General features: G+C 59.6%; 19 protein-coding genes and 2 tRNA genes. 14 read left to right on the forward strand and 7 right to left on the reverse strand.

Annotated features, from left to right (window positions below; translation table 11 throughout):
* Positions 1 to 54 precede the first annotated feature (54 nt).
* Both KW062_RS24725 and KW062_RS24730 read left to right on the forward strand, forming a co-directional pair.
* Complete coding sequence (locus tag KW062_RS24725) at positions 55 to 837, forward strand: SDR family NAD(P)-dependent oxidoreductase (RefSeq protein WP_105754806.1); 783 nt, start codon at positions 55 to 57, stop codon at positions 835 to 837.
* Between the two features lie 95 nt (positions 838 to 932).
* Positions 933 to 1238, forward strand: a complete 306-nt coding sequence (locus tag KW062_RS24730; RefSeq protein ID WP_027619495.1) for a YkgJ family cysteine cluster protein — start codon at positions 933 to 935, stop codon at positions 1236 to 1238.
* Between the two features lie 6 nt (positions 1239 to 1244).
* Here KW062_RS24730 and KW062_RS24735 read toward each other — a convergent pair whose 3' ends face one another.
* The 6 genes from KW062_RS24735 to hemA form a co-directional block, all read right to left on the reverse strand.
* Positions 1245 to 1763 (reverse strand): acyloxyacyl hydrolase, encoded by a 519-nt coding sequence (locus KW062_RS24735; RefSeq protein ID WP_027619494.1) that lies wholly within the window; start codon positions 1761 to 1763, stop codon positions 1245 to 1247.
* Between the two features lie 114 nt (positions 1764 to 1877).
* Entirely contained in the window at positions 1878 to 2669 is a 792-nt protein-coding gene (gene murI, locus KW062_RS24740; RefSeq protein WP_105754807.1) for a glutamate racemase, read from the reverse strand.
* The gene (locus tag KW062_RS24745) at positions 2662 to 3417 is read right to left on the reverse strand and encodes a molybdopterin-synthase adenylyltransferase MoeB (RefSeq protein ID WP_105754808.1); all 756 of its coding nucleotides are present in this window, start codon (positions 3415 to 3417) and stop codon (positions 2662 to 2664) included. The genes murI and KW062_RS24745 overlap by 8 nt, the downstream gene beginning before the upstream one ends.
* Positions 3411 to 4241 (reverse strand): peptide chain release factor N(5)-glutamine methyltransferase, encoded by an 831-nt coding sequence (gene prmC / locus KW062_RS24750; RefSeq protein ID WP_027619491.1) that lies wholly within the window; start codon positions 4239 to 4241, stop codon positions 3411 to 3413. The genes KW062_RS24745 and prmC overlap by 7 nt, the downstream gene beginning before the upstream one ends.
* On the reverse strand, positions 4242 to 5324 hold the full coding sequence (prfA, locus tag KW062_RS24755; protein ID WP_105754809.1) for a peptide chain release factor 1: 1083 nt from the start codon (positions 5322 to 5324) through the stop codon (positions 4242 to 4244).
* Complete coding sequence (hemA, locus tag KW062_RS24760; RefSeq protein ID WP_027619489.1) at positions 5321 to 6610, reverse strand: glutamyl-tRNA reductase; 1290 nt, start codon at positions 6608 to 6610, stop codon at positions 5321 to 5323. Before hemA ends, prfA begins: the two co-directional genes overlap by 4 nt.
* Positions 6611 to 6801: 191 nt before the next feature.
* On the opposite strand from hemA, the gene KW062_RS24765 reads away from it, so the two are divergent.
* The 9 genes from KW062_RS24765 (at position 6802) to KW062_RS24805 (ending at position 14250) form a co-directional block, all read left to right on the forward strand.
* Positions 6802 to 8526, forward strand: a complete 1725-nt coding sequence (locus KW062_RS24765) for a tetratricopeptide repeat protein (protein WP_105754810.1) — start codon at positions 6802 to 6804, stop codon at positions 8524 to 8526.
* Positions 8527 to 8530: 4 nt separating this feature from the next.
* Positions 8531 to 9148, forward strand: a complete 618-nt coding sequence (gene lolB / locus KW062_RS24770) for a lipoprotein insertase outer membrane protein LolB (RefSeq protein WP_027619487.1) — start codon at positions 8531 to 8533, stop codon at positions 9146 to 9148.
* A gap of 1 nt (position 9149) precedes the next feature.
* Positions 9150 to 10001, forward strand: coding sequence for a 4-(cytidine 5'-diphospho)-2-C-methyl-D-erythritol kinase (gene ispE / locus KW062_RS24775; protein ID WP_105754811.1), 852 nt, complete (start codon positions 9150 to 9152; stop codon positions 9999 to 10001).
* A 36-nt stretch (positions 10002 to 10037) separates the two neighbouring features.
* Positions 10038 to 10112: transfer RNA gene (locus tag KW062_RS24780), tRNA-Gln, on the forward strand.
* A gap of 46 nt (positions 10113 to 10158) precedes the next feature.
* A complete protein-coding gene (locus tag KW062_RS24785; protein ID WP_003171603.1) occupies positions 10159 to 11100 on the forward strand; it encodes a ribose-phosphate pyrophosphokinase in 942 nt (313 codons plus the stop codon).
* Positions 11101 to 11239: 139 nt separating this feature from the next.
* Positions 11240 to 11833 carry a 50S ribosomal protein L25/general stress protein Ctc gene (locus tag KW062_RS24790; RefSeq protein ID WP_027619485.1) on the forward strand — a complete coding sequence of 198 codons (594 nt, stop codon included), beginning with the start codon at positions 11240 to 11242 and terminating at the stop codon, positions 11831 to 11833.
* Positions 11834 to 12002: 169 nt separating this feature from the next.
* Positions 12003 to 12587, forward strand: a complete 585-nt coding sequence (gene pth, locus KW062_RS24795) for an aminoacyl-tRNA hydrolase (RefSeq protein WP_027619484.1) — start codon at positions 12003 to 12005, stop codon at positions 12585 to 12587.
* Between the two features lie 22 nt (positions 12588 to 12609).
* Positions 12610 to 13710 (forward strand): redox-regulated ATPase YchF, encoded by a 1101-nt coding sequence (ychF, locus tag KW062_RS24800; protein ID WP_027619483.1) that lies wholly within the window; start codon positions 12610 to 12612, stop codon positions 13708 to 13710.
* Positions 13711 to 14061: 351 nt separating this feature from the next.
* Positions 14062 to 14250, forward strand: coding sequence for a YhfL family protein (locus tag KW062_RS24805; protein WP_027619482.1), 189 nt, complete (start codon positions 14062 to 14064; stop codon positions 14248 to 14250).
* Positions 14251 to 14358: 108 nt separating this feature from the next.
* Here the strand turns inward: KW062_RS24805 and KW062_RS24810 are convergent, their stop codons facing one another.
* A complete protein-coding gene (locus tag KW062_RS24810; protein WP_027619481.1) occupies positions 14359 to 15576 on the reverse strand; it encodes an MFS transporter in 1218 nt (405 codons plus the stop codon).
* A gap of 247 nt (positions 15577 to 15823) precedes the next feature.
* Here KW062_RS24810 and KW062_RS24815 point away from each other — a divergent pair.
* The 3 genes from KW062_RS24815 to KW062_RS24825 all read left to right on the forward strand — a co-directional run bounded on the left by KW062_RS24815 (position 15824) and on the right by KW062_RS24825 (position 17565).
* A tRNA-Met gene (locus KW062_RS24815) sits at positions 15824 to 15900 on the forward strand.
* Between the two features lie 208 nt (positions 15901 to 16108).
* Complete coding sequence (locus KW062_RS24820; RefSeq protein WP_051550555.1) at positions 16109 to 16621, forward strand: sigma-70 family RNA polymerase sigma factor; 513 nt, start codon at positions 16109 to 16111, stop codon at positions 16619 to 16621.
* The gene (locus KW062_RS24825; protein ID WP_051550554.1) at positions 16597 to 17565 is read left to right on the forward strand and encodes a FecR domain-containing protein; all 969 of its coding nucleotides are present in this window, start codon (positions 16597 to 16599) and stop codon (positions 17563 to 17565) included. The genes KW062_RS24820 and KW062_RS24825 overlap by 25 nt, the downstream gene beginning before the upstream one ends.
* Positions 17566 to 17631 lie beyond the last annotated feature (66 nt).

The raw sequence follows: 17631 nt of genomic DNA on the forward strand, positions 1-17631 counted from the left end.
GCACATTACCCCTGACGTTTCAGGATGGACAATCAGCCAGACCAGGAGTGCAGTATGAGTCTGACCAGACCCCGTCGGTATTGGCTAACAGGCGCCGGCAATGGCTTGGGCGCAGCCTTGGCCGAGCAGTTACTCAAAGCTGGCGTGCATCTAGCCCTCAGCGCACGCACCGCGACGCCACTCAAAGCCCTCGCCCAGAACTACCCGGGCCAGGTGCTGGTGCTGCCCGGCGACCTGACCAACAGTCAGACCGTGCGCGAGATCGCTGAACAGATCATGGACGATTGGGGCTCGCTGGACACGGTCATACTGAATGCGGGCACTTGCGAGTACGTCGAAGCCAAGCAGTTCGATCCATCGTTCAGTGAACATGTGGTACGCACCAATCTACTCGCCAGCAGTTTCTGCATTGACGCCGCCCTGCCGCTACTGCGAGCCGGTACCGCACCGCATCTGGTCGGTATCGCCAGCCCATTGACGCAGATGCCACTGCCACGCTCCGATGCCAAAGGCAGTGCAATAGCCGGCCTGCGCCATCTGTTCGAATCCGTACGAATTGACCTGGCTCCCGAAGGCATTGAAGTGACCCTCGCCAGCCCCGGCACCGCCGACAGCCTGGTAGCCGACAACCGGGCCGACCCAGTGCCACTGAGCCTATCTGCAGAGGCGACAGCCTGTCACATCGTCGAAGAGCTCAAACAGCGCCCACTGCAGATCACTCTGCCGCCCCTATCCATGCCTGCACTCTGGCCATTGTCGGGAGGCCGCGAAGGCGTAGAGCTGGTCATCAGCAAACCCGGGGACTCCCACTTGCCGCCCATAGACGAGCAGCCGTGAACATCAGCCACAGGCAGTCTTGCCAGCCTGCCTGACGATCGAGCGTCCGTCAGGGCGTTCACACGGTGCGCGCCCACTGCCGTAGACTGGCGCCCATGAACACCATTCCCCTTACCGAAGTCGTCGACCCCGCCGTCACCTGCTCGACCTGTGCGGCCTGCTGCTGCCAGCTTGAAGTGATGCTGATTACCGACACCGGTGTGCCTGAACGTTATATCGATACCGACGATTGGGGCGGCGAAGTCATGCTGCGTCTGGATGACGGCTGGTGCGCGGCGCTGGATCGCGACACCATGCTGTGCACGATCTACGAACAGCGTCCGCTGATTTGCCGCGAGTTCGAGATGGGCGCACCTGAGTGCCTGGAAGAACGCCGGGGCATCGCCACGGCGTATAAATAGTCAGGCCTACAGCGGCATCGTGTAATGCAGGGCGTAGCTCTCGACACCGTCGTTCGGATTGCTGATCCCCGCGTTGGAGTAATGCGTGGCGCGTATCCCGACTTCGTGCCCCCCGGCAAAGCGCAGGCCGAACCCGAAGCGGTCCTCGAACTGGAAGGCCGAGCCGAGTTTGTTGTCCTCGACTTGAGTATGCGCGAAGAGCGCAACGCCGATCCCGGCTTCGACGTAAGGTTTGACGCTATCGCCGGCGAATTCGTAGACCAGCACCGGCGAGAATGACAGGCTGTGGTTGCTCGCCTCTTTGTCACCATCCCAGAACGTGTACGCCCCGCTCCAGTAGCCAGTCAGGCGCCCGACATCGGTTTGCCACCAGCTCTTGTCCCAATCGGATTGCATCCCCAGGCGATAGGTCATGGTCGAATCACTCGTCTGACCTACCCCGAACTCCACGCCCGCTGCCTGGACGCTGAAACTATTCCCCAACAACGCGGCCGCAAGCGCAGCCAGACAGAACACTTGCCTCATAGGAAACATCCTTTTTTGCGAACGACTTTTAGAGTTTTTGTTCAACAGACGCAGCAATAGAATCTCGCCCCCGCGCGAAAGTTCAGCCGAATTTCCCTGCTTGTTGAGTTCGTCCTACAGGCTGAAGCTTTGCACAACGCCGGGGTTATTCCAGAGTAACGGCAAGATATTTATGAAGTGTTGCTGGTTGCCACTGGTCCAGAATCGAGTGGCAGCTGCCGGCCCATCCGCCAGTAACTCACGCTCGGCGAGCAGGCGTTGCAGTTGCCGGGCAACGGCGGCACCGGTGTCGATCAGGCTGATTTCGGCGGGGAGCATCTGCAGCAGCAGGTGCTTGAGGAAAGGATAGTGGGTACAGCCAAGGATGATCGTGTCACAACCGGCCGCCAGTAACGGCTCCAGGTAATGCCCCAGTAATTGGCGCAAGGCCGGACTGTGCAGGTCGCCGGCCTCGATCATCTCCACCAGGCCCGGGCACGGCTGGGTGACCACCCGCACATCGGTGGCAAAACGATCGAGCAAGGCGGCGAACTTGGCGCTTTGCAGGGTCCCGGTGGTGGCAAGCACTCCGACCACACCGCTGCGGGTGGCCGCAGCAGCGGGTTTGACCGCCGGCTCCATACCAACGATGGGCCACTCTGGATAGTCACGCCGCACATCCGCGACGCCGGCCACAGTCGCTGTGTTACAGGCCACCACCAGGGCCTTGGCGCCCTGTTCGCGGAAGAATTTCGCCATCACGCTGCAGCGCTGGCGAATAAACTCCGGGGTTTTCTCGCCATAGGGAATGTGCCCGCAATCGCCGAGATACAGCAGCGACTCATTCGGCAGCAGGCGCTGGATCTCCGCCAGCACCGAGAGCCCGCCGACACCGGAGTCGAATACTCCAACCGGCGCCTCACGCATGGGGCGTACCGCAGACACTGCAACCCGGATCACGCTTGACCCGCAACTCACGAAAGCGCGTGCCCAGCGCGTCGATCAACAACAAGCGGCCCACCAGCGGCTCGCCGAAACCGGCCAGCAACTTCAGCGCTTCCAACGCCTGCAGACTGCCGACCAAACCCACCAGCGGGCCGACCACGCCGGCTTCACTGCAGGTCAGTTCGGCTTCGCTGCCGTGTCCGTACAGGCAGTGATAACACGGGCTCTCGGCGCGGCGCGGGTCGAACACCGACAATTGCCCTTCAAGGCGAATCGCCGCACCGCTGACCAATGGCTTGCGCGCCGCGACACAGGCTGCGTTCACCGCTTCACGGGTAGAGAAATTATCGGAACAGTCGAGCACCAAGTCGACGGCCGCCACTGCGGCCGCCAGCGAGTCCTCATCCAGCGCGGTGCGGTGGGCGAACAGTTCGATCTCGGGATTGATCGCGCTCAGGCGGCGGATCGCCGAGTCGACCTTGCTCATACCGACGCTGTCGGTGTCGTGGATGATCTGTCGTTGCAGGTTGGTCAGGTCGACCGTGTCGAAGTCCGCCAGGTGCAACTGGCCGACTCCGGCCGCCGCCAGGTACAACGCCACCGGTGCGCCAAGGCCACCGAGACCGATGATCAGCGCGCGGCTTTGTTTGAGTCGCAACTGGCCGTCGATGTCGACGTGCTGCAACAGGATCTGCCGGCTGTAGCGCAACAGCTCCTGATCGTTCAGCACGGCAGGCGCCCCAGGCTGATTCGCTGATGACCGCCGAGGTCCTTGCGGCTATGTACCTCGTCAAAACCTTGGCTCAGCAGCAAACCGCGCACTGCCTCGGCCTGATCGTAACCGTGTTCGAGCATCAACCAGCCCCCCGATTCCAGGTGTTGCGGTGCCTGGGCAATGATCAGGCGCAGATCGTCCAGGCCATCGACGCCGGCCACCAGTGCGCTGGCCGGTTCAAACCGTACGTCACCGGCGACCAGATGTGGATCGGCGGCGGCAATGTATGGCGGATTACTGATGATCAGGCTGTAGCGATGGTCCTTCAGCGAGTCGAACCAGTGACTGCTGAGCACCGTGACGTTGAGCAGATGCAGGCGCTGGCGATTGCGCTCGGCCAAGGCCACGGCCTCCAACACACGATCCACTGCCGTCACCTGCCACGCCGGACGCTCGCTGGCCAAGGCCAAAGCAATGGCCCCGCTGCCAGTACCCAGATCAAGCACCCGGGCGGGCGTGGCCGGCAACAGTTCCAGTGCGGTTTCCACCAGCAACTCGGTGTCCGGACGCGGAATCAAGGTGTGCGGGGCAACTTCCAGGTCGAGCTTCCAGAAACCCTGCTGGCCGAGGATATAGGCGACCGGCTCGCCGCTGCGACGGCGCTGCAGGTAGTCGGCAAAGGTCAGCGCGGCTTCGCTGGGTACAATGCGTTCCGGCCAGGTGTGCAGGAAGCTGCGGGATTTGCCCAGGGCGGCGGCCAGCAGCAACTCGGCATCAAGGCGTGCCGTCGGCGAGTCAGGCAGGTCGGCGGCGCGCAACAAACTGGCAATGATGGTCATTTACTCACCTATCGCCGCCAGTTGGTCGGCCTGATACTCGGCCAGCAACGGCTCGATCACGGCCTCGACGCCGCCGGCGAGAATCTCGTCGAGGGAATACAGCGTCAGGTTGACCCGGTGGTCGGTGACCCGACCCTGGGCATAGTTATAGGTGCGGATCCGCTCGGAGCGATCACCCGAACCCACCAGCAATTTGCGCTCGCTGGCGATGGCATTCGCCGCCGCTGCGGTTTGCTGATCGTTGAGTTTGGCCACCAGCCAGGCCATCGCCCGTGCTCGGTTCTTGTGCTGGGAGCGTTCTTCCTGGCACTCGACGACGGTGCCGGTCGGCAAGTGCGTGATGCGGATCGCCGAGTCGGTTGTGTTGACGTGCTGACCACCCGCCCCAGAGGAGCGGTAAGTGTCGACGCGCAAATCCGCCGGGTTGATCTCGATCGCTTCTCGCTCATCCGGCTCAGGCAGCACCGCCACGGTGCAGGCCGAAGTGTGAATGCGGCCCTGGGACTCCGTCGCGGGTACACGCTGTACGCGGTGCGCGCCAGATTCAAATTTCAGCTTGCCGTAAACGTTGTCGCCCTCAATGCGGGCGATGACCTCTTTATAGCCACCGTGTTCGCCTTCGTTTTCCGAAAGAATTTCCACACGCCAGCCACGCCGTTCGGCGTAACGCGAGTACATGCGGAACAGGTCGCCGGAGAAAATCGCCGCCTCGTCGCCACCGGTGCCGGCACGGATTTCGAGGAAGACGTTGCGGCTATCGTTGGGATCCTTGGGCAGCAGCATGCGTTGCAGATCGGCTTCCAGGGTCACCAGCAATTCTTTGGCATCGCGGACTTCTTCCACAGCCATTTCACGCATGTCCGGGTCGTTGTCCTTGAGCAGCGCTTGCGCGCCTTCAAGATCGCTTTGTACGCCGAGCAGCTTCTTATAAGCGTGTACGACCGGCTCAAGTTCGGCGTATTCCTTGGAATAAGCGCGAAATTTGGTCTGATCGGAAATGACTTCGCCATCGCCGAGCAAGGCGGTCAGTTCCTCGAAACGATCCTGGAGGACATCCAGTTTATTGAGCAGTGACGCTTTCATTGCGGTTTTTTATCCGAAGAGCTATCCGACGCCCCCTCACCGAGGGCAAAGAGTTCCTGTGCCATGGCCAGCGCATCGAGGCGGCCTTCGGCGGTAAGCTTTTTCAGTTGCACACTGGGGGCGTGCAGCAGTTTGTTGGTCAGGCCCCTGGCCAGTTGCACCAGCACTTCTTCGGCGCTGCCGCCATTGGCGAGCAGGCGCTGGGCCTTCTGTAATTCTTCATCGCGCAAGCGTTCGCTTTGCTGACGATAGGCCTTGAGCACGTCGACCGCTGCCAGTTCACGCAGGCGCACCATGAAATCATCAGCGCCGACCGACACCATTTCCTCCGCCGCCTGGGCAGCTCCCTGGCGACTCTTGAGGTTTTCCGCGACCACTTCGTGGAGATCGTCGACGCTATAAAGGTAGACGTCATCCAATTCGCCGACTTCCGGCTCGATATCCCGTGGCACGGCGATGTCGACCATGAAGATCGGCTTGTGCTTGCGCAGTTTCAAGGCGCTTTCCACCGCGCCCTTGCCCAGGATCGGCAACTGGCTGGCGGTGGAGCTGATCACGATGTCACTGCGCACAAGCTCTGCCGGGATATCCGAGAGCAACACGGCATGGGCGCCGAACTGTTCAGCCAGCAGGCTGGCGCGCTCCAGGGTACGGTTGGCGACGACGATGCGCTTGACCCCCAGTTCGTGCAGATGCCGGGCAACCAGGGTGATGGTTTCACCGGCACCGATCAACAACGCCTGGCTGCGCTGCAAATCGCTGAAGATCTGCTTGGCCAGGCTTACAGCGGCAAATGCCACGGACACCGGGTTCTCACCAATGGCGGTGTCGGTGCGCACCTGCTTGGCGGCATTAAAGGTTGCCTGGAACAAGCGCCCGAGCAACGGCCCCACGGTGCCGGCCTCGCGCGCCACAGCATAGGCCGATTTCATCTGACCGAGAATCTGCGGTTCGCCCAACACCAGCGAGTCGAGCCCGGAGGCGACGCGCATCATGTGACGAACTGCCGCATCATCTTCATGCACATAAGCACTCGCGCGCAGCTCATCGAGGCTTAAATGATGATAATCGGCCAACCAGCGCAGCACGGTATCGGCACTCAGCTGATCCTGTTCTATATAGAGTTCGCTGCGATTGCAGGTGGAGAGGATCGCAGCTTCGCGGCTGTCGGTGAGTCGGCAGAGCTGCTGCAAGGCCTCAACCAGCTGTTCCGGAGTAAAGGCCACGCGTTCGCGGACGTCTACGGAAGCAGTCTTGTGGTTAATACCGAGTGCAAGGAAGGCCATTCAAGATCGCTGATGATGTCGAGAAGCCGACAATTGTCCTACTTCGCCAGACTCAGAACAACCACCGTTGTCTATTGTCCCTATAGACAGCCCGTGAAAAGGCCGTAAAGAGATAAAGAGTGCCCCGGTTATGTTTGACCGAAGGCTTGTGTCATGATGATCCGACCGCAGGTAAGTCGTCCTCTTCCCCTATGAATAGATCTTTCGCGTTGTTCCTCGCTGTTGTCTTCCTCAGCGGCTGCCAGGCCATGGCACCCGACTCGACGGACGGTACCCCGCCGGTCGCCGGCAGCACGCCAGCCCCTGAAAAACCCAAGGTCTACAGCTCTTTCAGCGAAGACACGGTGTTCAGCCTGCTGAGTGCGGAGCTGGCCGGCCAGCGCAACCGCTACGACATTGCGCTGGACAACTATGTGACCCAGGCCATCAATACCCAGGACCCGGGCATTTCCGAGCGGGCGTTTCGCATCGCCGAATACCTGGGCGCCGACCAGGCGGCACTCGATAGCGCATTGATCTGGGCCAGAAACGCCCCCGACGACCTTGAAGCGCAACGTGCCGCCGCTATCCAGTTGGCGCGCAGCGGGCGCTACGACGATTCCATGGTCTATATGGAAAAAGTCCTGCAAGGCAAGGGCGACACCCATTTCGACTTCCTCGCCCTGTCCGCCGCCGACACCGACCAGGACACCCGCAACGGTTTGATGAAGAGCTTTGATCGCCTGTTGCAGCGTCATCCGAACAACGGTCAGCTGATTTTCGGCAAGGCCTTGCTGTTGCAACAGGACGGTGACTCCCAGGGCGCCTTGACCCTGCTGGAGAAAAACCCGCCGGAAGACGGTGAGGTGGCGCCGATCCTGCTGCGCGCACGCCTGCTGCAGAGTCTCAATCGCGGCGACGAATCGCTGCCGCTGCTGCAGAAAAGCATCCGCAAATATCCGGATGACAAGCGCCTGCGCCTGACCTATGCCCGCCTGTTGGTCGAGCAGGACCGCATGGACGACGCCAAGGCCGAGTTCTCCAGCCTGTTGCAGCAGTATCCGGAAGACGATGAACTGCGCTATTCCCTGGCGCTGGTCTGCCTGGAAGCCAAGGCCTGGGACGAGGCCAAGGGCTATCTGGAAGATCTGGTCGCCCGCGACAGCCACGTCGACTCCGCTCACCTGAACCTGGGCCGTATCGCCGAAGAGCGCAACGATCCACAAGGGGCGCTGATCGAATATGCCCAGGTCACGCCAGGCACCGACTACTTGCCGGCGCAACTGCGCCAGGCCGATATCCTCATGCAGAATGGCCGCACCGCCGAAGCCCAGAGCCGCCTGGCCAAGGAACGTGACGAACAACCGGACTACGCGATCCAGCTATACCTGATCGAAGCCGAAACCCTGGCCGCCAACAAACAGCCCGATCGCGCCTGGTCCGTCCTCGACAAAGCCTTGAAGCAGTACCCCGACGACCTGAACCTGCTGTACACCCGCGCGATGCAGGCGGAAAAACGCAACGATCTGGCGCAAATGGAGACCGACCTGCGGCAAATCATCAAGCGCGACCCGGACAACGCCATGGCCCTCAATGCCCTGGGCTACACCCTGTCCGACCGCACCACGCGCTACGCCGAAGCCAAAACCCTGATCGAGCAGGCGCACCAGTTGAGCCCGGAAGACCCAGCCGTACTCGACAGCCTCGGTTGGGTCAATTTTCGCCTGGGCAACCTCGATGACGCCGAGCGCTACCTGCGCCAGGCCCTCGAGCGCTTCCCTGACCAGGAAATCGCCGCGCACCTGGGCGAAGTCCTGTGGGCCAAGGGCAAACAGCGCGAAGCCAGGCAAATCTGGGCCAAGTTCCTCAAGGACCAACCCGACAGCCCTACCCTGCGCAGCACCATTAAGCGCCTGACCGGATCCGAGACTCTTTAAAATCATGTTTTTGCGCCACTTCATTGCTTTCATCTTCATCGCCCTCCTCGCCGGCTGTGCGGGCCTTGGCCCCCGCGAATCGGTCGAGGGCCACGGCAACGCCGCGCAATGGCGCGAACACAAAGAGCAACTGACCGGCCTCGATGGCTGGCAGATTGACGGCAAGATCGGCATCCGCGCGCCAAAAGACTCAGGCAGCGGCACGCTGTTCTGGCTGCAGCGCCAGGACTACTACGACATCCGCTTGTCCGGCCCGCTGGGTCGCGGCGCGGCACGCCTGACCGGCCGCCCTGGCGATGTGACCCTTGAAGTGGCCAACCAGGGCCGTTACAACGCGCCGAGCCCGGAACTCCTGCTTGAGGAACAATTGGGTTGGAAACTGCCGGTCTCCAATCTCGCCTGGTGGGTGCGCGGACTGCCATCGCCTGCCAGCAAAAGCCGCCTGTCCCTGGACGGTAACAGTCGCCTGGCAAGCCTCGAACAGGACGGTTGGCAAGTCGAATACACGGCCTACACCGAGCAAAATGGCTACTGGCTGCCCGAACGGATCAAGCTGCACGGCAGTGATCTCGACGTCACGCTGGTGATCAAGACCTGGCAACCGCGCAAGCTGGGGCAATGACATGAGCGCTGACCGCCTGACACTGCCCTCTCCGGCCAAGCTCAACCTGATGCTCCACATTCTCGGCCGTCGTGCCGACGGTTATCACGAGTTGCAGACACTGTTTCAATTCCTCGACTACGGCGACGAAATCACCTTCGCCCTGCGCGATGACGGCGTGATTGCCCTGCACACCGAATTCGAAGGCGTCCCCCACGACAGCAACCTGATCGTCAAGGCAGCGAAAAAACTTCAGGAACAAGCCGCCTGTGGTCTGGGGGTCGACATCTGGATCGACAAAGTCTTGCCCATGGGCGGCGGCATCGGCGGCGGCAGTTCGAACGCGGCGACCACACTGCTGGGTCTCAATCATCTGTGGCAACTGGGCTGGGACGAAGATCGCCTGGCGACGCTGGGTTTGACCCTGGGCGCTGACGTCCCGGTTTTCGTTCGCGGCCATGCGGCGTTCGCCGAAGGCGTGGGCGAGAAACTGACCCCGGTGGACCCCGAAGAACCGTGGTACGTCGTGCTTGTGCCGCAAGTCTCTGTTAGTACGGCAGAAATTTTTTCCGATCCGTTGTTGACACGTAACACGCCGCCCATTAAAGTGCGCCCCGTTCCCAAGGGAAACAGTCGAAATGACTGCTTACCGGTGGTAACAAGGCGTTACCCAGCTGTAGCCAACGCCTTGAATTTGCTAGGTAAATTTACCGAAGCAAAGCTCACCGGAACTGGAAGTTGTGTGTTTGGGGGCTTCCCAAGCAAAGCTGAAGCTGATAAAGTCTCGGCCCTTCTTACAGAGACCCTTACAGGGTTTGTAGCAAAAGGAAGCAACGTTTCGATGTTGCATCGCAAGCTGCAAAGTCTGCTCTAAAGGAACCGATTACTGGGTAATCGTTGCAACAAATACAGGGGCGTCGCCAAGCGGTAAGGCAGCAGGTTTTGATCCTGCCATGCGTTGGTTCGAATCCAGCCGCCCCTGCCATTTTCCTATACTCATCCAGGTTACCCTCAGCCTTCAGGTACTGCGCGTGTCCAAGATGATGGTCTTTACGGGGAACGCTAACCCCGATCTGGCTCGGCGTGTCGTACGTCAGCTGCATATCCCTCTCGGTGACATCTCTGTCGGTAAGTTCTCCGACGGCGAAATTACTGCCGAGATCAATGAAAACGTTCGCGGTAAAGACGTCTTCATTATTCAGCCGACTTGCGCTCCGACCAACGATAACCTGATGGAACTCGTCGTGATGGCTGATGCCTTCCGCCGTTCCTCAGCGACTCGAATCACTGCGGTGATCCCTTACTTTGGTTATGCCCGTCAGGATCGCCGTCCGCGTTCCGCACGTGTGGCTATCAGCGCGAAAGTCGTTGCTGACATGCTTACCGTAGTCGGCATCGACCGTGTCCTCACGGTTGATTTGCATGCTGACCAGATCCAGGGCTTCTTCGATATTCCGGTAGATAACATCTACGGCTCCCCAGTACTGGTGGATGACATCGAAGACCAACGCTTCGAAAACCTGATGATCGTGTCCCCGGACATTGGTGGCGTCGTGCGTGCACGGGCCGTTGCCAAATCCCTGGGCGTGGATCTCGGGATCATCGACAAGCGCCGTGAGAAAGCCAATCACTCTGAAGTGATGCATATCATCGGTGATGTCGAAGGGCGTACCTGCATTCTGGTTGACGACATGGTCGACACCGCCGGCACCCTGTGTCACGCGGCGAAAGCCTTGAAAGAGCATGGCGCTGCCAAAGTCTTTGCCTACTGCACACACCCTGTGCTGTCGGGTCGGGCGATCGAGAACATTGAAAATTCCGTGCTGGACGAGCTGGTGGTGACCAACACCATCCCGCTGTCCGCTGCAGCACAAGCCTGTGCGCGTATCCGCCAACTGGATATCGCACCGGTAGTTGCTGAGGCGGTTCGCCGCATCAGTAATGAAGAATCGATCAGCGCGATGTTCCGCTAAGGGCCCTGCCCTTCTCGAACCTCTCGTTGATGAAAGCGCCCCGCCCCGGCATTCCTGTCGGGGCGGGGCTTTTTTGCCCATACCGTGTTTGGCGCTGGTCGCAAACGCCTTCCGGTAATGGCTATTTTGGAGATACAAAATGACTGACTTTACTCTGAACGCTCAAGCGCGTACTGACCTGGGGAAAGGTGCGAGCCGCCGCCTGCGTCACGCACTGAACATCCCTGCCGTTGTATACGGTGGCGACAAGCCTGCTGAATCCGTGACCATCCTGGCCAAGGAAATCGCCAAACTGTTCGAAAACGAAGCTGCCTACAGCCACGTTATCGAACTGAACGTTGACGGCGCCAAGCAGAACGTCATCGTTAAAGCGATGCAGCGTCACCCAGCCAAGCAATTCATCATGCACGCTGACTTCGTGCGCGTTGTTGCTGGCCAGAAACTGACTGCCAAGGTACCGGTTCACTTCATCAACGAAGAAGCTCCGATCAAGAAAGGCGGCGAGATCTCCCACGTTGTGAACGAGATCGAAGTTTCCTGCGAAGCCAAGGACCTGCCTGAGTTCATCGAAGTTGACCTGGCTAACGCCGAAGTCGGCGCGATCATTCACCTGTCCGACCTCAAGGCTCCTAAAGGCGTTGAGTTTGTTGCTCTGGCACACGGCGATGACAAGGCAGTTGCCAACGTCCACGCTCCACGTGTTGCTCCAGAAGCAGAAGGCGCTGCAGAGTAATTTTACTCTGTACGCCGGAGTGACCCAGTAACATCGCGGACTGGAACGTAGCGAGAAAGCGGGCGGAACGCGGAGTTTACATCATGGTAAATGAGCACTTTTCGTCCACTTTCGCCGCAACCTCCACTTGCCGCGATCTTACTCACCACTCCAAGGAAGGGCCCCTGACGTGACTGCCATCAAACTGATCGTTGGCCTGGGAAATCCAGGCACCGAATACGAACAGACCCGGCATAACGCAGGGGCCCTTTTTGTTGAGCGCATCGCGCAAGCGCAGGGTGTCAACCTTGTGCCCGATCGCAAATATTTCGGCCTGACCGGACGCTTCTCGCATCAGGGTCAGGATGTTCGCCTGCTGATTCCCACCACCTACATGAACCGCAGCGGCCAAGCCGTGGCGGCACTGGCAGGATTTTTCCGGATCAAGCCGGAAGAAATACTGGTGGCGCATGACGAACTCGACTTGCCTCCCGGCGTTGCCAAGCTCAAACAGGGCGGCGGGCATGGCGGTCACAACGGGTTGCGCGACATCATCGCGCAACTGGGCAATCAGAATACGTTCTACCGCTTGCGGCTTGGCATTGGCCACCCGGGCGTTGCCAGTATGGTTTCTAACTTTGTCCTGGGTCGTGCGCCACGCGCCGAACAGGAAAAACTCGATGCCAGCATCGACTTTGCCCTCGGCGTGCTGCCGGATATCTTCGCCGGTGAATGGAACCGCGCGATGAAAAACCTGCACAGCCAGAAGGCCTGACTCTTATCCAAGGGGAAACACCATGGGATTCAATTGCGGCATCGTCGGCCTGCCTAACGTCGGCAAGTCCACCCTGTTCAACGCCCTGACCAAATCCGGTATTGCGGCGGAGAACTTCCCCTTCTGCACCATCGAGCCGAACAGCGGTATCGTGCCGATGCCGGACCCACGCCTGGAAGCCCTGGCTGCCATCGTCAATCCCAAGCGCATCCTGCCGACCACCATGGAATTCGTCGACATCGCCGGCCTGGTGGCCGGCGCCTCGAAAGGTGAAGGCCTGGGTAACAAGTTCCTGGCCAACATCCGTGAAACCGATGCCATCGCCCACGTGGTCCGCTGCTTCGAAGACGAGAACGTGATTCACGTCTCCAACAGCGTCGACCCGAAACGCGACATCGAAATCATCGACCTGGAACTGATCTTCGCCGACCTCGACAGCTGCGAGAAGCAACTGCAGAAAGTCGCGCGCAACGCCAAGGGCGGCGACAAGGACGCAGTGGTCCAGAAAGGCCTGCTGGAGCAACTGATCGCGCACTTCACCGAAGGCAAGCCAGCGCGCAGCCTGATGAAGAACATGGGCGCCGACGAGAAAGCGGTGATCAAGGGCTTCCACCTGCTGACCACCAAGCCAGTCATGTACATCGCCAACGTCGCTGAAGACGGCTTCGAGAACAACCCGCACCTGGACGTGGTCCGGGCCATCGCCGAAGAAGAAGGCGCCATGGTCGTTCCGGTCTGCAACAAGATCGAAGCGGAAATCGCCGAGCTCGATGACGGCGAAGAGAAAGACATGTTCCTCGAGGCCCTGGGCCTGGAAGAGCCTGGCCTGAACCGCGTGATCCGCGCCGGCTACGAAATGCTGCACCTGCAGACCTACTTCACCGCCGGTGTCGAAGAAGTCCGCGCCTGGACCGTCCGCGTCGGCGCCACCGCGCCACAAGCCGCGGGCGTGATCCACACCGACTTCGAAAAAGGCTTCATCCGCGCCGAAGTGATCGCCTACAACGACTTCATCCAGTTCAAGGGTGAAGCCGGTGCCAAGGAAGCCGGCAAATGGCGCCTGGAAGGTAAGGACTACATCGTCAAGGACGGTGACGTGATGCACTTCCGCTTCAACGTCTAACGGCATCCGTGGGATACCACGGCGCTAAATGGACTTCAAAACCCCCGTAATCACTCAGTGATACGGGGGTTTTTCGTATAGCAACAAACACCCTCCCCAGCATTTTTCAAATGCATCCTCTGATGCCCCACAAGCCCACCAGACGGGTGCCGCATAAAAAAACTTCGCCAAGCCAAACTTTGGGAAACGGACTACATACACGAAGCCCCTCCGCCCACCAGAATTCGCGCGTTTCACCCAGCCCATCCGGGCTGGACAGGGAGCGTCGCACGAGCGGAAAAGACTCAGCCCTCCCGTGAAATACAATCGCCACCATGAGGGTGGCGAAATAAAAACCCATGGGACTCAAGCATGAAACGCATTATCAAAGCATCGATCGCACTCACTCTTGCTACTGGTGTTGCAGTGCTTTCCGGCTGTACTGGCCAGATGTACAACCAGCAAAAAAACTGCTCCTACGATTATCTGCTCCACCCGGCGGTTTCCATTTCGAAAATCATCGGAGGCTGCGGCCCAACAGACAAGCTGCCGCAACAGTGAGTTCGACAGTCGATTGAGCGACTAACTTTCGACTGAGATAGAAACCCTTCGTCCAACATCGACGAAGGGTTTTCAAGATAAAGAACCAGCCACGCCAGAGGTGCTGGCTCAGGCCTTTTTCGAGCGTGGCAGAAAGATTGCCAGCACCCCGAGCAATGGCAGGAACGAGCAGAGGAAGTACACGTATTCGATGCCGTGAATGTCCGCCAGATAGCCCAGCAACGCCGCACCAATCCCGCCAAAACCGAACATCAGGCCGAAGAACACCCCGGCGATCATTCCCACATTGCCCGGCACCAACTCTTGCGCGTAGACCACAATGGCCGAGAACGCCGACGCGAGGATGAAGCCGATCACCACACTGAGAATGGTGGTCCAGAACAGGTCGACATGGGGCAGCAGCAAGGTGAACGGCGCGACGCCGAGGATCGAGAACCAGATCACCGCCTTGCGCCCGATCTTGTCGCCGATCGGCCCACCGAAAAAGGTCCCCGCTGCCACCGCACCCAGGAACAGGAACAGGTGCAACTGGGAGCTGGCCACCGACAGGTCGAACTTCTCGATCAGGTAGAAGGTGAAGTAGCTGGTCAGGCTGGCCATGTAGAAATACTTGGAGAACACCAGCAGGCCAAGGACCACCAACGCACTGATCACCCGGCCCTTCGACAGCCCGTGCGTCGCCGCCTGGCCTTGCTTGAGCTTGAACAGATTGAGGTGATTGGCGTACCAGCGACTGATGCGGTACAGCACCAGCAAAGCGAACACCGCGAACAGCCCGAACCAGGCCACATTGCCCTGACCAAACGGAATGATGATCGCTGCCGCCAGCAACGGCCCAAAGGCCGAACCGGCGTTACCCCCCACCTGGAAGGTCGACTGGGCGAGGCCAAAACGCCCACCCGAGGCCAACCGCGCCACGCGCGAAGCTTCCGGGTGGAAGGTCGAGGAACCGATGCCGATCAACCCCGCCGCCAGCAGAATCAAGGGAAAGCTGCCGACCTGAGACATCATCAGAATACCGACCAAGGTGCAGACCATGCCCATTGGCAACAGATAGGGTTTGGGATGACGATCGGTGTAATAGCCCACCCAGGGTTGCAGCAGCGAGGCGGTCAACTGGAAGGTCAAGGTGATCAGGCCGACTTGGGTGAAGGTCAGGCCGTAGCTGTCCTTGAGCATCGGGTAGATAGACGGCAGTACCGACTGAATCAGGTCATTGATCAGATGCGCCAGGGCCACGGCACCGATAATACGCATGACCAGAGGGCTACTTTGCGGAGTCGCGGGCGCCGCTGACGCGGCAGTTTGAGAGGTGCTGATTGCCATGAGGGTTTCCAGACAGCGGATGGGCGCAATTGCAGGTGCGACAATGTGCCATTTTTCCCTAGGCAAAGACCATCCCCTTAGCCTGCTAACGACTTTATCGGATCATTCCAAACAGGGCATTGGTCGGCTGCGGGGGCCAAAAATTGGTTTTTATCGAGGTTTGTGGGTAAGCAGTTGAAAGTGTAGAGAAATATTTTAGATTCATGCTTGACACATCATCGTCTCATGCCGATAATGCGCACCACTTGGCTACATAGCTCAGTTGGTTAGAGCATAGCATTCATAATGCTGGGGTCCGGGGTTCAAGTCCCTGTGTAGCCACCAAGTACCGATTCATAGATGCCAGCATCTATGAATCACCTCAAGAAGCCCGCCTAGTGCGGGCTTTCTTGTTTCTGGGGTTTGACACTTCCTCCTCTACAGTCAAAAGACAGCCCAGCCGTCACGCGCAGCAACCCGGTTCGTTTGCCCGATTGTCATCAAGCACTGCATGGATAATAATGAGAGATATTATCATTTGCAGCGATCAATCATGGATGCCGGGATCAAGTCGTCACCACCTCTGGATATCGAATACCTGTATGGCGAGCACCATGGCTGGCTGAAAGGATGGCTGCGGACTCGGACCGGCAACTCTGCTGATGCAGCGGACCTGGCCCAGGATACTTTCGTGCGCATGCTGACCTTGCGCCAACTACCCGTACTGCGCGAACCCCGCCATTACCTGGCAACCATTGCCCGCGGCTTGCTGATTGATAAAGCCCGTCGTCAAACCCTTGAACGGGCTTACCTGGAAGTACTGGCTGCACGTCCGGAGCCGCTTGAGGTCTCACCGGAAACTTACCATCTGATCATCGAATCGCTGCTGGCCATCGACACCTTGCTCGACGGACTGGGCGCGCGAACGCGACAGATCTTCCTCATGGTGCAGCTCGAGGGCCTCAGCTACGTTCAGGTCGGCAGGCAGTTGGGCCTTTCGGTGACGACCGTTAAAAATCATCTCGGCAAGGCGCTCCTGCAATGCATTCTGCTAATGGAAGATTGACTGGCTCGCGTCCCCGACTGCCCGCCAAGGCGCACTTGCAAACGGCAGTGCAATGGTACTTGACGCTCAATGACTCGAATGTCAGCCCTGAACAGCTCCTGGCCTGGCAATCCTGGCTTGCCGCTGATCCCGGACATGCCAGCGCATGGGCCCGAATCGAGAAACTCCAGGATCAACTACGCGGAGTTCCACAGGATGTGGCGCTGCCCGTGCTGTCCCAATTGGGTGTGCAAAGGCGCCAAGGCCTCAAACTGCTGGTGTTGTTGAGCGCAGGGGCGGCCACTTTCGCCGGCTATCGGAGCTCTCCCTACAGCGCGGATCTGGCCACACGCACAGGGCAGCGACGCCTGGTGACGCTGTCCGATGGCAGCCGTCTTGAGCTGAACACCGACACTCGCGTCGATATCGCATACGGTCCCCAGGAGCGCCTGATCATTCTGAACCAGGGCGAGATTCTTCTCACCACGGCTGCAGACCGCCCCTCCAGTCGCCCACTGTCAGTCGAAACACCCCATGGGCGGATACTCGCGCTCGGCACCCGCTTCGACGTACGCCTGCATTCGGGCTTCAGTACCGTCGACGTACTTAGCCATAGCGTTGAGGTGCGCCCCAAAGACGCACCACAGCACGCGCGGCGCGTCGAGGAAGGTCAGGCCCTGACCTTCGGCGCCTCGCAAGTAGGCAGCCTGCGTCCGGCACCTCCTGGAGGCAGTAGTTGGACGCAAGGTCTGTTGGTTGCCAACGACTGGCGCCTGGTCGATTTTGCCCGCGAACTGGCTCGCTATCGTGCCGGCCATCTCGGATGTGCCGATAACGTAGGAGACCTGAGAATCTCCGGCGCGTTTCGCCTGGATGATATCGACGGTGTCCTGGATAACCTGCAGATTTCTTTACCGGTCAAGGTACGTCGTTTCTCAAAGTATTGGGTGCGGATAGAGGGGTAGTCGACCCGTCCTTCGATCAACAAACGCATAACTGGCCTTGCCGATTACTTATTTCGTACGGCTCAT

Origin of the sequence: Pseudomonas fluorescens, from assembly GCF_019212185.1 — a bacterium.
GTDB lineage: Bacteria > Pseudomonadota > Gammaproteobacteria > Pseudomonadales > Pseudomonadaceae > Aquipseudomonas.

Excerpts from the sequence above, each read along its gene's own strand:
- KW062_RS24725 (WP_105754806.1), top strand. The coding sequence starts at position 55 with ATGAGTCTGACCAGACCCCGTCGGTATTGGCTAACAGGCGCCGGCAAT.
- KW062_RS24730 (WP_027619495.1), top strand. The coding sequence starts at position 933 with ATGAACACCATTCCCCTTACCGAAGTCGTCGACCCCGCCGTCACCTGC.
- KW062_RS24735 (WP_027619494.1), bottom strand. The coding sequence starts at position 1,763 with ATGAGGCAAGTGTTCTGTCTGGCTGCGCTTGCGGCCGCGTTGTTGGGG.
- murI (WP_105754807.1), bottom strand. The coding sequence starts at position 2,669 with ATGCGTGAGGCGCCGGTTGGAGTATTCGACTCCGGTGTCGGCGGGCTC.
- prmC (WP_027619491.1), bottom strand. The coding sequence starts at position 4,241 with ATGACCATCATTGCCAGTTTGTTGCGCGCCGCCGACCTGCCTGACTCG.
- prfA (WP_105754809.1), bottom strand. The coding sequence starts at position 5,324 with ATGAAAGCGTCACTGCTCAATAAACTGGATGTCCTCCAGGATCGTTTC.
- hemA (WP_027619489.1), bottom strand. The coding sequence starts at position 6,610 with ATGGCCTTCCTTGCACTCGGTATTAACCACAAGACTGCTTCCGTAGAC.
- KW062_RS24765 (WP_105754810.1), top strand. The coding sequence starts at position 6,802 with ATGAATAGATCTTTCGCGTTGTTCCTCGCTGTTGTCTTCCTCAGCGGC.
- lolB (WP_027619487.1), top strand. The coding sequence starts at position 8,531 with ATGTTTTTGCGCCACTTCATTGCTTTCATCTTCATCGCCCTCCTCGCC.
- ispE (WP_105754811.1), top strand. The coding sequence starts at position 9,150 with ATGAGCGCTGACCGCCTGACACTGCCCTCTCCGGCCAAGCTCAACCTG.
- KW062_RS24790 (WP_027619485.1), top strand. The coding sequence starts at position 11,240 with ATGACTGACTTTACTCTGAACGCTCAAGCGCGTACTGACCTGGGGAAA.
- ychF (WP_027619483.1), top strand. The coding sequence starts at position 12,610 with ATGGGATTCAATTGCGGCATCGTCGGCCTGCCTAACGTCGGCAAGTCC.
- KW062_RS24805 (WP_027619482.1), top strand. The coding sequence starts at position 14,062 with ATGAAACGCATTATCAAAGCATCGATCGCACTCACTCTTGCTACTGGT.
- KW062_RS24810 (WP_027619481.1), bottom strand. The coding sequence starts at position 15,576 with ATGGCAATCAGCACCTCTCAAACTGCCGCGTCAGCGGCGCCCGCGACT.
- KW062_RS24820 (WP_051550555.1), top strand. The coding sequence starts at position 16,109 with ATGGATGCCGGGATCAAGTCGTCACCACCTCTGGATATCGAATACCTG.
- KW062_RS24825 (WP_051550554.1), top strand. The coding sequence starts at position 16,597 with ATGCATTCTGCTAATGGAAGATTGACTGGCTCGCGTCCCCGACTGCCC.